Source organism: Nocardia sp. NPDC004860 (assembly GCF_040609015.1).
Lineage (GTDB): Bacteria > Actinomycetota > Actinomycetes > Mycobacteriales > Mycobacteriaceae > Nocardia.
In genome coordinates this window covers 220,215-235,321 of the sequence record NZ_JBEXJI010000005.1, presented here as the reverse complement: position 1 = coordinate 235,321, position 15,107 = coordinate 220,215, and the positions used below count along the sequence as shown (strand labels likewise).

7 protein-coding genes are annotated in these 15,107 nt (G+C 70.7%); all 7 read left to right on the top strand.

All coding sequences use genetic code 11. The features are described 5' to 3' along the window. The first annotated feature begins 1 nt into the window (after window position 1). The 7 genes from ABZV44_RS13795 to ABZV44_RS13765 are packed head-to-tail and all read left to right on the top strand — an operon-like array spanning window position 2 to window position 15,084. Window positions 2–6,994: a beta-ketoacyl synthase N-terminal-like domain-containing protein gene (locus ABZV44_RS13795; RefSeq protein ID WP_354835735.1), complete on the top strand. Its 6,993-nt coding sequence runs from the start codon at window positions 2–4 to the stop codon at window positions 6,992–6,994. Then, a complete protein-coding gene (locus ABZV44_RS13790) occupies window positions 6,991–8,586 on the top strand; it encodes a PfaD family polyunsaturated fatty acid/polyketide biosynthesis protein (RefSeq protein ID WP_354835733.1) in 1,596 nt (531 codons plus the stop codon). The genes ABZV44_RS13795 and ABZV44_RS13790 overlap by 4 nt, the downstream gene beginning before the upstream one ends. Next, window positions 8,583–10,400 (top strand): acyl-CoA dehydrogenase, encoded by a 1,818-nt coding sequence (locus ABZV44_RS13785; protein ID WP_354835731.1) that lies wholly within the window; start codon window positions 8,583–8,585, stop codon window positions 10,398–10,400. Before ABZV44_RS13790 ends, ABZV44_RS13785 begins: the two co-directional genes overlap by 4 nt. Next, on the top strand, window positions 10,397–12,184 hold the full coding sequence (locus ABZV44_RS13780; protein ID WP_354835729.1) for an acyl-CoA dehydrogenase family protein: 1,788 nt from the start codon (window positions 10,397–10,399) through the stop codon (window positions 12,182–12,184). The genes ABZV44_RS13785 and ABZV44_RS13780 overlap by 4 nt, the downstream gene beginning before the upstream one ends. 13 nt (window positions 12,185–12,197) lie before the next feature. After that, window positions 12,198–12,608 carry an SRPBCC family protein gene (locus ABZV44_RS13775; protein ID WP_354835727.1) on the top strand — a complete coding sequence of 137 codons (411 nt, stop codon included), beginning with the start codon at window positions 12,198–12,200 and terminating at the stop codon, window positions 12,606–12,608. Window positions 12,609–12,618: 10 nt separating this feature from the next. Further along, complete coding sequence (locus tag ABZV44_RS13770) at window positions 12,619–13,866, top strand: aspartate aminotransferase family protein (RefSeq protein ID WP_354835725.1); 1,248 nt, start codon at window positions 12,619–12,621, stop codon at window positions 13,864–13,866. A 24-nt stretch (window positions 13,867–13,890) separates the two neighbouring features. Beyond that, window positions 13,891–15,084, top strand: a complete 1,194-nt coding sequence (locus tag ABZV44_RS13765; protein WP_354835723.1) for a thioester reductase domain-containing protein — start codon at window positions 13,891–13,893, stop codon at window positions 15,082–15,084. The last annotated feature ends 23 nt before the right edge of the window (window positions 15,085–15,107 follow it).

Genomic DNA, 15,107 nt, shown 5'->3' with positions numbered 1-15,107 from the left:
CATGTCGGACACATACAGCGGTACGCCGATCGCCATCGTCGGCATCGGCTGCCTGCTCCCGGGCGCGAATACGCCCCAGCAGTTCTGGGACAACCTGCTCGCCGGCGCCGACCTGCGCCGGGCGGGCACCGCCGACACCTTCGGCGCGGACCCGGCGACGCCGGGCGCGTGGGGTGACGAGGCCCACGGAATCACCTCCGTGCGTGGTGGTTTCGTGACCGGACCCGAAATGGACCACGACGGCCTGCGCATCGACGCGCAGACCATCGAGGGCCTCGGTGCGGTGGTCCAGTGGCCGCTGTATGCGATCCGGCAGGCGCTGGCCGATGCCGGGATCGCCGAGGACGATCCGGCGCTCGCCCGCACCGGACTCGTCCTCGGCAACTATTCCTTCCCGACGGAGCAGTCGGTCAGGCTGTGCCTGCCGATGTTCCACGAGGGCGTCAGCAGGGGACTGCGGCTGGCCGGACTTCCCGTGCCGGACAGCGGGTCCCGAGCATGGCAGCCGGACGCGCCGGTGCGGTCGCTCTGGCCGTCCGGGCTGCCCGCGACCGTCGTGAGCGATGCCCTCGGCCTGGGCGGTCCGCGCCTGGCGCTGGACGCCGCCTGCTCCTCGGCCCTGTACAGCATGAGCCTGGCCCGCGACTACCTCGCCACCGGCGCGGCCGACGTGGTCCTCGCCGGCGCGGTGTGCGCCCCGGATCCCTTGCTGATCCACCTGTCCTTCAGCGACCTGCACGCCTACCCGGGTAATGGCATCAGCCAGCCTTTCGACTCGGCCTCCACCGGCATCGTCACCGGCCAGGGCGCGGGCGTGCTGGTACTCAAGCGGCTCGCCGACGCGGTGCGCGACGGCGACCGCATCCACGCGGTGGTGGAAAACATCGCCCTCGGCAACGACGGCGCCGGCGCTCATCCGCTGGTGCCCAACATCTCCGGGCAGCTCGCCACCTACCGGCAGGCGTACGGCGCGGGCGTGAACCCCGAGACCGTCGACTACATCGAATGCCACGCGACCGGCACCCCGGTCGGCGATCCGATCGAACTGCGCGGGCTCACCGAATTCTTCGGCGCGGACCGCGTGCCGCTGCTCGGGTCGGTGAAGGGCAATGTGGGCCACCTGCTCACCGTCGCCGGATTCACCAGTGTCCTCAAGGCGATCCTCGCCATGCGGCACGGCATCATTCCCGCCACGCCGACCGCCACCGAGCCGATCCGGCCGGCCGGCGCGGAGCGCGCGGCCGATCGGCTCGTGACCGCCAACCAGCCGTGGCCCGGCACCGGTGACCAGCCGCGCCGAGCGGGTGTGTCCGCCTTCGGATTCGGCGGCACCAACGCCCATCTCGTCCTGACCGACGCGGTGGACGCGGATGCGGAAGCCGCTGCGCCACAGCCGATCCAGCTGGCGATCAGCGGCCTCGGCGTGCGCGTGGGTGACGTCGCGGGCGTGCCCGCACTGCGCCGCGCCCGCCGCGCGGGGCGTGCCGCGCTCGTGCGGCGCCCCGAAACACGGTGGTACGGAGCGGAATCGCTCGGCCTCGCCGAACTCGAGCCGGACTCGGACGCCGGCTACGTCGACAGCGTCGAGGTGGACGTGCGCGGCTACCGCATGCCGCCCGCCGAACTCGCCCAGGCCAATCCGCAGCACCTGCTGCTGTTCGAGGCCGCGGACGAGGCGCTGGCCGAGGCCGGACTCGCCGCCGCGTCGGCCAAGGACCGCACCGAGCGCCGCATCGGCGTGGTGATCGCCATGGAGATGGAGCCGCGCTCGCACGCGCACCGCGCCCGCTTCGACATCGGCGCCCACGTGCGGTCCGAATGTGCCCGCACCGGACTGGATCTCACCGCGGACGAGCTCGACCGGCTGGAGGCCGCGGTCCGCGCCGGCGTGCACGACCCGATCGGCGCGAACGAGGTGCTGAGCTATATCGGCAACGTGATGGCCGCGCGGATCGCCTCCGCGCACAACTTCACCGGTCCGGCCTTCACGGTGTCGGCCGACGCCACCGGCGGCGCTCGCGCGCTCGAGATCGCGGGCCTGCTGCTGCTCGACCCGAGCGTGGAGGCCGTGCTCGTCGGCGGTGTCGAGCTGGCCGCCGGATACGAGAACACCCTGGTGCGCACGGCTCTGGCCGAAGGCGCCCGCCCGGTGCTGGGGGATGGCGCGGCGGCCGTGGTGCTCACCCGGGCGGCGGCGGACTCTCCGCTCACCATCGACGCGGTGGTGACCGATGCCGCCGGCCCGGAATCGCTGGCGGACAAGGTGCGTTCGGCGCTCACCGCCCACGACTTGACGCTGGACGACATCGGCTATCTGGAACTGGCCGCCGACCTGGATGCCGAGCGGCTCGGCGAGCTCGCCCGGCTCTACGGTGACCGCGGCAGCGAGGTCCCCGGCTGCGCGTTGGCCGGCCACCCGCCGCTGTTCGGCGACACCCAGCAGGCGAGCGTGCTGGTGGGCGTGGTCGCCGCGGCGCTGAGCCTGCGGCACCGCGAACTGCCGCCCGCCGCGGCCGGGATCGGCGAGACCGCCGACGTGACGGACGGATTCACCGATTCCGCGCTGCGGCTGCTCGACGGCCCCGTCCCGTGGCTCGGCCGCCGTGTCGAGGACCGCCTCGTCGCCGCCGTGCACGCGGTCGACGGCTCCGCCGCGGCGCACGTCATCCTGTCCGCCCCGCCCGCGCGCCCCGCGGTCGAAACCCTCGACTGGTCCGGATCCGTCGCGCCGCTGCTGGTGCCGCTGTCCGGCGACAGCGGCCGGGAACTGGCCACGGCCGCCCAGGCGTGCCTGGACGCGCTCGACGCCGGGACCGCACCGCTGGACCTGGCCCGGCGGCAGGCCACGGCCGAACGGCGCGGACGCTATGTCGCGGCCATCGTCGCCGCCGACGCCGCGGCGCTGCGCCGCGAGCTGTCGGCGGCCGTGAAGCATCTTCCGGAAACGATTGCGGGGGAACGTGATTGGACGACGCCCGCGGGCAGCTACTGCACGCCGCGCCCGGCCGGGGCCGAGGGCAAGATCGCGTTCGTCTATCCGGGCGCCTTCACCGCCTACCCCGGCGCGGGCCGCGAGTTGTTCACGCTCTTCCCGGGCCTGCTGTCGGAATTCGAACGCGATGCCCGCACGCCCTGGGCGGAGTACAAGCACGCGGCGCTGTTCCCGACCGCTCCGCTGGGTGTCGACCGGGCCGCGCTGATGCGGCACGAGGGCGAGCTCATCGAGTCGATCCCGACCATGCTCGCCCTCGGCACCAACGCCGCCGTGCTGGCGACCCGGATGCTGCGGGACGCCATGGGCATTCGCCCGCACGGCGGTTTCGGCTACAGCCTGGGGGAGAGCAGCATGCTCTTCGCCATGGACGTGTGGGATGCCGCCGTCCGTGACGACACCCCGCTGACCCGGTCGCCGCTGTTCATCGACCAGCTGCGCGGACCCAAGCGCCTCATCCGTTCGGCGTGGGGACTGCCGGACGCGACGCCCGACCGCGAGGTGTGGACCACCCAGGTGCTGCTCGCCGGCGCCGAGCAGGTGCGCGCGGCGATGCCGGGTCTGGACCGGGTTTACCTGACCCACATCAACACGCCGCGCGAAGTGGTGGTGGCGGGTTTCGCGGAGCAGGTCCGTGAGCTCATCGCCCGCCTGGACTGCAAGTCCGCCAAGGCTCCCGCGAACCACGTCATGCACTGCGCCGTGGTGGAATCCGAGTTCGCCGAGTTCGCGTCCCTGAACGACCACCCGCTGGGCGCGCCCGCCCCGGACCTGGAGTTGCTGTCGAGCTTCGACTACGGCCTGGTCGAGGTGTCGGACCGCGCGGTGATTTCCCGCCGCATCGCCGACACGCTGTGCACCACGGTCGATTTCGCCAGACTCACCGAAACCGCCTACGACCGCGGATTCCGCGTGTTCATCGAGGTCGGCCCGGGCGCGACGTGCACCCGCTGGATCGGGGACACCCTCGGGGACCGTCCGCACGTCGCCGTCTCGGTGGACCGCCGGGGCATGTCCACCGGACAGTCGGTGTGCGCCGCCCTGGCCCGGCTGGTGAGCCACGGGGTCGAGGTCCGGCTCGACCGCCTGTTCCCCGCCGAGTCCGCGCCGGCCCGGCCCGCGTTCCGCGCCGCGGTCACCTGCGGCGGCGAATCGCTGGTCGAGCGGGTCCGCGAGCGCGCGGAACCCGTGCTGGCCGAGGCGAGTACACGCCGCGCCTTCGAGGCCGAGGTTCAGATTCTGCTTCCGATCACCGTCGAACCGGATGCCATCGTCATCGAGGGAGAACCGTTCGTGTTTCTACCGTCCCGTCGTCCCGCCGAGCTCGCCGTGGCACCCGCCGCCCCGGTGCCGCCGACGGCGATCCAGGTCCAGCCGGCAATGATCCAGCCGCAGCCGGCCATTGTCGCCACCCATGTGGTCGCGGCCCGCACCCGAGTCATCCAGCCGATGCGGCTCAGCGTCTCCGAGGCGCACGAATCCTTCCTGCGCGTGCAGAACGCCCTGGCGCTGGCCAGTCTCGACGCACTCGAGGCGAGCCGCGGCCCGGTCCCGCCGGCGCCTCCGGCCGTGCCGGATGCGCCCGTCCCGGCCGAGCCCGCCCGACCGGTGGTGTGGGATGAAGCGCAGCTGCTGGAGTTCGCCTCGGGCAAGGTCGTGAACGTCTTCGGTCCCGACTTCGCCGAGTACGACACCTATCCGGTCCGGGTGCGACTGCCCGAGCCGCCCTACCACTTCGTCACCCGCGTCACCGAGATCAACGGCACGCCGGGTGTTTACGAGCCCTCGTCGATCACCACGGAATACGACGTGCCGGTCGGCGCCTGGTACTCGGTGGACGGCCTGGTGCCCTGCGCGGTCACCATCGAGGCCGGCCAGTGCGACCTGCTGCTGATCAGCTACCTGGGCATCGACTTCCGGAACAAGGGCGAGCGCGTCTACCGGCTGCTCGACAGTGAACTGGTCTTCCACGGCGGTCTGCCGCGCGAGGGTCAGACGCTGCGCTACGAGATCAATATCGCGCGCTTCGTCTGGAACGGCGACAGCCTGCTGTTCTTCTTCAACTACCGCTGCTACGCCGACGGCGTGCTCATTCTCGAGCTGCTCAACGCCTGCGCGGGCTTCTTCTCCAGCGCGGAGCTGGAGAACTCCCTCGGCGTGGTGACCAGCGCGGCCGACCGCAGGCGGCGGGAAGCCATGAGCCGCACCTGGTTCAAGCCGCTGGCGCGCACCGACCGGACGTCGCTCTCGGGCGCCGACCTGGAACTGCTCGCCCAGGGCCGCCCCGCCGAGGTGTTCGGCCCGGCCTGGGACCAGACCGCCGACGGCTGCAATCGCTCACTGCGCCTGCCGGATTCGATGCTGCGCATGATCGACGAGATCACCGTGATCGACCGGCTCGGCGGCCCGTGCGGGATCGGTGAGCTGGGCGCGGTCAAGTACCTGGACCCCGAGGGCTGGTACTTCAAGTGCCACTTCCCGGGTGACCCGGTGCTGGCCGGTTCCCTGGTGGCCGAGGGCGGCGTGCAGCTGTTGCAGGTCTACGCCATGTACCTGGGCATGCACCTGGTGGTCCCGGACGGCGAGTTCCAGTCCGTGCCGGGCCTGAAGACGCAGGTCAAGGTGCGCGGCCAGATCACGCCGCGCCAGCGCAGCCTGCGCTATCACGTCGAGATCACCAAGCTGTCCATGCTGCCGCGCCCGACCGTCATCGCCGACATCGTCGTCTACGACGGCGACAAGGCGATGATCAGCATGCAGAACTTCGGCGTGCAGGTCCGTGAGAAGCCCGGTACCCCGTACCGGCCCGAGACCGGTGGCATCCCGGCGTTCCTCGGCCGGCGCAACGCCCACGGCGAGCCCGCGTTCATCAACGAGCTGCACCTGGCCCACGCCGCCAAGGGCGACCTGGCGACCGCCATGGGACCGGAATTCGAGATCTACGCCGACCGCAAGGCGCCCTACATCCCCAATGGGGACTTCCGCTTCGTGGACCGGATCATGCGATTCGGCGGTGTCCGTGGCCAATTGAAGTCCGGGGCCACCATGGAGACCGAGTACGACTGCCCGCCGGAAGCGTGGTACTTCCACGAGAACGCCTTCCCCGGCATGCCGAACTGCGTGTACATGGAGTCCTCGCTGCAGGCGGCCATCCTGCTCGGCTACTACCTGGGCGCCACCCTGGCCACGCCGGAGCAGGAGCTCAACATCCGCAACCTCGACGGCACCGCCGGTGTGGTCGAGCAGATCGACCTGCGCGGCAAGACGATTCGCCAGCACACGCGGATGACCTTCAACCAGATCATGCCCGGCACGTCGCTGCAGAAGTTCAGCTACGAGCTGTTCGCGGACGGCGTGCTCTTCTACCGGGGCGAGTCCATGTTCGGCTATCACACCGCCGACGCGCTGGCCAATCAGATCGGCCTGGACGGCGGCAAGTACGTGGCTCCCTGGCTGGATCAGCAGGACGGCCTGCCGCCCAGCGCGATTCGCACCCTCGCGGTGCGCGGCGCGGACGACTGGTTCTCGCGGCCGGGCCTGCGGCTGGCCGATGGCCATCTGCGCATGGTCGACACCGTGGACATCGTCGCCGGCGGCGGCAAGTACGAGCAGGGGTACCTGCGCGGCCACCGCGAAATCGACCACGACGACTGGTATTTCGAGTGCCACTTCTACCGCGACCCGGTCATGCCCGGTTCGCTGGGCGTCGAGGCGCTGATCCAGGCGCTGCAGGTCTACGCCATCGAAGCGGGGCTCGGCGGGGAGTTCGACGACCCGGTCTTCGCCATGCCGGTCGGCGTGCCGATGACCTGGAAGTACCGCGGGCAGATTCTGCGGACCGAGGGTCCGATGACCTTCGACCTGCACATCAAGGAAATCCGGCGCGAGGACGGCCGGGCGCTGGTCATCGCCGACGCCAATGTCTGGAAGCCGGGCATGCGCATCTACGAGATCACTGACATCGCCGTTGAGGTGCACAACCGTCGAGAGGACGAACGATGAGCATCACCCTCGGAACCGACGACTTCGTCGAACCGATTGTCCACACCACCGTCGAAGGCTGCTACGACACCCTCACCGACCTCGAGTCGTCCGTCTACGTGGTGCGCACGCCCGAGGGTGCCGGGCTGAGCGTGCACCGGCCGCTCGACGACGCGACCGTGGTCGCCGCGGTCGGCCCGCTGCTCCCGGAAAGCCTGGGCTCCCAGGCGTTCCGCGCGCATCACGGCGTGCGGTACGCCTACATGGGCGGCGCCATGGCCGGCGGCATCGCCTCGGAGGACTACGTCATCGCGCTGGCCCGGGCCGGATACCTCGGCTCGTTCGGCGCGGCCGGACTGCTGCCCTCGCGGGTGGAGGCCGCCCTGCAGCGCTTCGCGGCCGAGATCCCGGGACTGCCCTACGCCGCCAACCTGATTCACAGCCCCAGCGAGGCCGAGCTGGAGCGCGCCGCGGTGGAGCTGTTCCTGCGCTACGGCGTCCGGTGCGTCGAGGCGTCGGCCTTCATGGACATCACCCCGAACATCGTGCGCTACCGGGTGGCCGGGCTCTCCCGCTCCGCCGGCGGCTGGGTGATCACCGGAAACCGGGTGATCGCCAAGGTTTCCCGCGCCGAGGTCGCCGAGAAGTTCATGCGGCCGGCGCCGGAGGCCATGGTCGCCGAGCTGGTCGCCGCCGGTCTGGTGACCGCCGAGCAGGCCGAGCTGGCCCGGCTGGTCCCGCTGGCCGACGACATCACCGCCGAGGCCGACTCCGGCGGCCACACCGACCGCCGTCCGCTGACCACCCTGTTCCCGTCGCTGGTGCGCCGCCGCGACCAGATCCGGCACGAACTGGGCCTGCCGCTGGACGTCCGGATCGGCGCCGCCGGCGGCATCGGCACCCCGATCGCCGCGGCCGCGGCCTTCGCCATGGGGGCCGACTACATCGTGACCGGCTCGGTGAACCAATCCTGCCTGGAGGCGGGCACGTCCAGCGAGGTCCGGCATCTGCTCGCCCAGTCCGGCGTCGCCGATGTGGACATGGCCCCGGCCGCCGACATGTTCGAGCTCGGCGTGGAGCTGCAGGTGCTGAAGAAGGGCACCATGTTCGCGATGCGCGCCAAGCGCCTCTACGAAATCTATTGCGCCTACCCGGGTCTGGACGCCCTGCCGCAGGCGGAGCTGGCCCGGCTCGAGGGGCAGATCCTGCGCCGCACCGTGGACGAGGTGTGGCAGGACGTGGTCGAGTACTTCACCCGCCGCGACCCCGACCAGCTGACCCGGGCCGCCGACGACCCGAAGCGGAAGATGGCGCTCATCTTCCGGTGGTATCTGGGCATGGCCTCGCGGTGGGCGGTCGTCGGCGAGGGCGATCGGACGCTGGACTACCAGATCTGGTGCGGCCCGGCGATGGGCAGCTTCAACGAGTGGGTTCGCGGTTCCTACCTGGCGGCCGCCGAGAACCGTCGCGTCGCCGATGTCGCGCGGAACCTGATGCACGGTGCGGCCTTCACCTCCCGCGTGCACCAGCTGGCGCTGGCCGGGGTGCGGATGCCCCGCGGCTGCGGCGACTTCCGCCCCGCGCCGGCCGATCAGAGCGGGAACGAGCTGTGACTGCGGTAGCGAATATCGCGCCCGCCCAGCTGTATTCGGGCGCGGCGGCGCTGGACGCCGCGCTCGGGGATCCCGCCGATCCGGAGAACGCGTGCGGATTCGCCGCCATGGTCACCCGGGCCGAGCGGGGCGCGTTTCCCGACGCGCTGACCGAGGCGGCCGGCCCGGCGCTGCGGATGTCCTACGTACCCGTGGCGGCGGGTGGCGATCTGGTGCGGTACGACGAGACGTTCGCGCTGGTGCGGGTGGCCGCCCGGCGCGACCTGACCGTCATGCCCGCCACCATGATCGACATCACGGCCACCTCGTGTGTCCTGCTGGCGGGCTCGCAAGCGCAGCGGCAGCGGGTCGTCGAGCTGCTGCGCGGCGGCGGTTCCATCGGATTCGCGTTCTCCGAGCCCGGCCACGGCAGTGACCTGCTCGCCAATACCTGCGCGCTGACACCGTCCGAGACCGGGTGGCGCCTGGACGGGTCGAAGTGGCTCACGGGCTTCGGGCGCCGGGCCGAGGCGGCCCTGGTGATCGGCCACACCGGCGGTCGTGGCCCGGCCGCGTTCAGCGCCGTCCTGCTCGAGAACCCGCTCGACCTGCCTTCCGCGGGACCGGATTCCGCCACCTCGATCCGGTTCCAGCGCGTCGCCGGCATGCGCGGCGCGCACTTCACCGAGTTCCACTTCGACCAGGTCCCCGTCGCCCCCGACGCGCTGGTCGGGCAGCTCGGGCGGGGCATGGAAACGGCCATGAAGGCCATGCAGATCGTGCGCGCCACCAGCACGGCCGCCAACCTGGCCGGCGCCGACAGCGCGCTGCGGCTCACCCTGGACTTCGCCCGCGGACACGTGGTCGCGAACCGTCCGGTCGATCACCACCCCGTCAACCGCCGGGAGCTGGGGACCGCGGCCGCCGCCCTGATCGCCTGTGACGCCGCCGCATTGGCGTGCGTGCGCGCGATGCACACGTTCCCGGAGGCACAGAGCCTGTGGTCCGGGACGCTGAAGACGGTCCTCACCGGGCTGTCCGAGGAAGTCTTCGCGCGGTGCGCGGATGTGCTCGGCACCCGGAGCGTGCTGCGGGAAGGGCCGGCGGGAGCCTTCGACGTGCTGCGTGCCGACAATGCCGCGGTCCGGTACTTCGACACCAGCCCGATGGCGAATCTGCGCCTGGTCTCGATGCAGCTGAACTGCTTCGCGGACGCGAAGGAGATCGACCGCGACCACGAATTGCTCTCTGCCACCTACGATTTGGGCCGGGATCTGCCGCCGCTGGAATTCGATCGGCTCGCGCTCAGCACCCGCGGCCGCGACGTGGTGACCGGCGAACTGGCCGGTGTCCTCGCGGAGGTCCGGGCGGTGCTGGATCCGGTCGTGCTCGACCGGGGCGTCCTGGAAGCCGATGCGGCGCTGCTGCTCGAGGAACTCGAACTGCTCGAGGCCGAGCTGCGTGCGGCCACGGCCGACATTCGCAGGATCGCCGCGCAGCCGTCCGCGCAACGCGGTCCGGCACAGCTGGACCTGACCGCCCGGATCGCGTATCTGCACGCGGCCGCGTCGTGTGTGCACCTGTGGTGGTTCAACCGGCACCGCTCGCTGTACGGCTGCCCACCCGGCGCGGTCGGCTGGCTGACCGCCGCCCTGTCGCTGCTGCGGGCCCGGGCTTCGGAACGCACCGCCAGGCTTCCGATGCCGGTGGCGGACACCGCATTCCGCATCGTGTCGCGGTTGTGGCGGGAGCAGCGGCTGTTCTCCGCCGCGCCGATCCAGCTGGCCGGACCCCACTCAGACCCGGAAGACGAGAAAGGACGGATGCTGGCATGACCGTTCAGCACAATATCGCGCTCGCCGAGGGACTCGAACGTCATCTCGGCGATCCCCACGATCCGGCGACCCTGCTGTCGTTCCAGCGCATCCTGCGGTACGACGAGCTGGAGGAGTTCCCGCACGAACTGGTCGGCGAACTGCAGCGGCAGGCCGTGCACGAGTACTGCCTGCCCGCCGAATGGGGCGGGCGCGCAGGCGATGTCGAGACCGGCTTCCTGCTGCTGCGCCTGGTCGCGCGCCGCGACCCCACCACGGCCAGCGCGCTCATGCTGACCGACCTCGCCTTCATGCCGACCTGGATCGGCGGCAGCGACACCCAGCGCACCCGATTCGTCTCCATGATCAACAACGGCGCGAAGATGGCCTGGGGCCTGTCCGAACGCCACCACGGCAGCGATGTGCTGTCCAACGACATGCGTGCCGAGAAGACCGACGGCGGGTACCTGCTCACCGGTGAGAAGTGGCTCATCGGCGTCGCGACGCTCGCCGACGTGGTCACCGTGCACGCGCGCACCGGCGCCCGCGGCGGGCCCGGCGACTGGTCGGTGTTCGCGGTCGAAAAACGTTTGTGCCCCGCCGGATCCGTGCGCGAGGTGCCCAATGAGCGGCTGCACGGCCTGCGCGCGCTGGATCTGAGCGGAATCCGGCTCGACGAGGTGTTCGTCCCCGACAGCCACCGCATCGGCGCCGAAGGCCAGGGCCTGGAACTGGTCCTCAAGAGCGCACAGGTGGCCCGCACCACGATCAGCGGCATCGCGCTCGGCGCTGCGGACACCGCGCTGCGCGTGACCTGCGACTTCATCGTCAGCCGGGAGATCTTCGGGCAGAAGGTCGCTCAGATTCCCTACACCCGCCGTCAGATGGCCGAAAGTTTCGCCGACCTGCTGCTCGCGGAGGCGGTCGCGACCGGCGGCGTGCGCGGCCTGCAGGCCTGCCCGGAACAGGCGGGCATCTTCTCCGCCATCGTCAAGTACTTCGTGCCGACCTCCCTGGAACGCACGCTGTCGCAGCTGTCCCTGGTGCTCGGCGCCCGGCTGTACCTGCGCGAGCACCCGCACTACGGCATCTTCCAGAAGATGCTGCGCGACATTCTGGTCTCGGTGTTCGCCGACGGCAATACCGTCGTGAACCTGAAGAGCGTCGGCGCGCAGCTGGAGACGATCCTGACCCGCGGCGCGACCGCGACGCCGGAGCAGCGCGCGGCCGCCGAGGCCAAGGTCGCGCTCATGTACGACATCGACGCCAAGCTCGACGAATGGGTTCCGGCGCAGCAGCAATTGTTCTGCCGTGACGGTGATCTCGTGCTGCTGGCGCTGCCGGCCGCGATCGAGCGGCTGCGGGCGCTGGCCGCGACCCGCGAGGGCGACCAGCGCGCCTGGTTCGAGCGATCGGCCGACCTGGCCGGCCGGCTGCTGGGTGAGGTCGACCGGCTGGCCGCCGACCAGCGTGAGCTGCAGCAGCGACTGGGCCGCGCCTACGGGCCCTCCGCCGAGCTGTACCGCCTGGCCGAGCAGTACGGCGCCCTGCACGCCGCCGCGGCGATCATCCACCTGACCGTCAATTCCGGTGCGGTGCTGGCGGATCCGTTCCCCGACGGCGCGGTCCTGCTGCTCTGCCTGGAACGCGTCCGGCGCACCTTCCACCCGACCGAGACCTGCACGGACGCGGCCGAGATCGACCACGTCACCGAAGTCCTCCTGCGCCTGCACGGCGAACGAAAGCTGTTCTCGCACTGGCAGATCCAGGTCCAGGCATCCGGCGAGGCCGGAACCGACGAATGAACGGAACGAATACATGTACTCGATGACCTCCCGGCACGCCCTGACGTGCCCGCCCGAGCGGCTGTGGGACGTGCTGCTCGACTGCGCCTCCTACCCCGAATACATGGCCGGCGTCAACGAGGTGGAAATCCTCGACGACGAAGGCGAGCGCCGTACCAGCAGCTGGGTGGTCGAGCTCAAGGGGTCCGAGATGGAGTGGGAGCAAGAGGATCTCATCGCCGTCGAGCAGCGCCGCATCGAATTCCGCCAGCTCGACGGTGACCTCGCGGAATACCGGGGCTACTGGCAGGTCCACCCGGAGGAGCTGGAGCTGAGCGTGGAGTTCGACATCGGGATGCCCCTGGTGGCGGAGATGATCCACCCCGCCATCGCCAAGGCGCTCGAAGGCTACGCCGGGTCCGTCGTCGCCCGTGCCGGGCAGTAGGGGAAATGCGATGAGCGACATCAAGACCGGCGATGCCAAGACCACGTTCAAGCGGGTGAAGCGGCACTTCTCCCCGTCGATGGCGCTGGCCGGCAAGTTCACCGGCCAGGGCGCGGTGGAGGCGTCCGCCAGCGGCTGCCGGGTCACCCTCTCCGACGGTCGTGAGGCCCTCGACTTCGGCTCGTACGCGGTCGCGCTGCTCGGTCACCGCAATGCCGCGGTGGTCGAGGCCGTGCGCCGGCAGCTGGAGACCATGCCCACCTCGACCCGCTCGGTGCTCAACCCGCTGCCCGGGCAGGCCGCCGAGACGATCGTCGAACACCTCGGCGGCGCCCTGCCGAAGGTGTACCTCGGCGGTAGCGGCGCGGACGCGGTCGAGGCGGCGGTGAAGCTCGCCCGCCTGGCGACCGGGCGGCAGACCGTGATCGCCGTGCAGGGTTCCTACCACGGCAAGACGCTCGGAGCGCTGGCGCTGACCCATCACGAGCGGTTCAAGGGCAACCTCGGCCCGCTGCTGATCGGCGCGGTGCACATCGACCCGGCCGACCCGGGCGCCGTCGCGCGCGTGGTCGCCGAAACCGACGTCGCCGCACTGATTTTCGAGCCCGTCCAGGGCGAGAACGGCGTCACCGCGCTCGACCCGGCAATCCTGGCGCAGTGGTGCGCCGACGCGAAAGCGGCCGGCGCCTTCGTGATCGCCGACGAGATCCAGGTCGGCCTGCGTCGCTGCGGGGAACGCTCCGTCGCCCTGGCCGCCGGTCTGCCGGTGGACGCGGTCCTGCTCGGCAAGGCGCTCGGCGGCGGTGTCGTCCCGGTCTCCGCGGTGGTGTGCTCCGAGCAGCTCTACGCCCCGCTGGCGGCCGATCCGGTGCTGCACACCGCCACCTTCTCCGGACATCCGTTGTGCACCGCGGCGATCGAGCCCGCGCTCACCACGATCGAGGCGCACGTCGAGGACGGCGTCCGTATCAGTGCCGAGATGGCCGCCGGACTGGCGGAGATCGCCGCCGACCACGCGCAGGTCGTCACCGAGGTGCGGGGCAAGGGTCTGCTGTGGGGCATCGATTTCCACTCGTCGGAGTTCGTCGGCGAGGTGCAGGTGGGTCTGGCACAGCGCGGCCTGATCGTGTCGACCTGCCTGAGCCGGCCCGAGGTGCTGCGCCTCATTCCGCCCATCGTCGCCGGTTCCGAGGACATCGCCGAGGCGCTGTTCCTGCTGCGCGGATCGATCGAACAGGCGCGCGCCGCGGTCGCGTAGCCACCAGAACGGGAAGGCAAGGACATGACATCGCTCGACATCGAGGGCGACGCAACGCAGTTCGCCGAGGACACGGTGCTCGCGGACGACATCGAGGGCTTCACCCCGCGGGTTCCGGCGGCACGGATGAAGTCGGTACTGCTCACCGGCGCGACCGGCTTTCTCGGCGTGTTCCTGCTGCGCGAACTGCTCGCGGCCGACCTGACGGTGTACTGCCTGGTCCGGGCCGACTCGGTCGAGAAGGCCCGGGAGCGGTTGCACGCCAATCTCGCGTCCTACGACCTGACCGACCAGGTCGCCATGGAGCGCATCGAGTTCGTGCCCGGCGACATCACGCTGCCGCGGCTGGGGCTGTCCCCATCGGATTACCAGGAGCTCGCGGGACGGGTCGACGCGATCTTCCACACCGCGGCCAAGGTCAATTTCCTGACGCCCTACAAGTGGCTGCGCAAGTCGACCGTCACCGGAATCCACGAGGTGCTGCGCTTCGCGTGCGCGGCTTCGGCTCCGCTGCACCATGTCTCGACCACCGGTGTCTTCAGCGGTCAGACCGGGGACAATGTCACTCCGCGCGGTGAGCGGCATCCGACCGGGCCGGCCGAGGGAATGCCGCTGGGGTACACCAAGAGCAAGTGGGTCGCCGAGCAGCTGATCGAGCACGCGCGCGAACGCGGCGTGCCGGTCACGGTGCACCGGCCCACCCAGGTGTGGGGCGATTCGCGGTCGGGGGCGTGCCAGCGCAACGACTTCGTGTGGCGCTTCGTCATCGGCTCCATCCAGGCGGGGGTCTACCCGCGCAGGTTCCGGCTGAAGATGAACCTCGTCCCGGTGGACTACGTGTGCGCGGCCATCGTGGCAGTGTCGCGGCAGGACGACGCGCTCGGCGGGACCTACCACGCCATCGGCCCGGAGGCCATCGACTCGGCCACCATCCAGGGCTTCATCGCCGCCGCCGGATACGACCTGAAAGAGGTCAGCATCATCAAGTGGCTGAAGGCGATCTCGGCCGACGTCGACAACGCCATGTTCCCCCTGATCCGCACCACGATGCTGATGGAGCAGGAAGAACAGCCACCGTTCACCGACGAGACCACGCGCGGCTTCCTGCGTGGGGCAGGATCGGAGGGCGCCGACATCACCTGCCCGCCGATCGACGCGGCGTTGTTCGCCACCTACACGGACTATTTCGTCCGCCGCGGGTTCCTGCCCGCACCGTAAGACACAGAGCAGCAGGAGAGTTC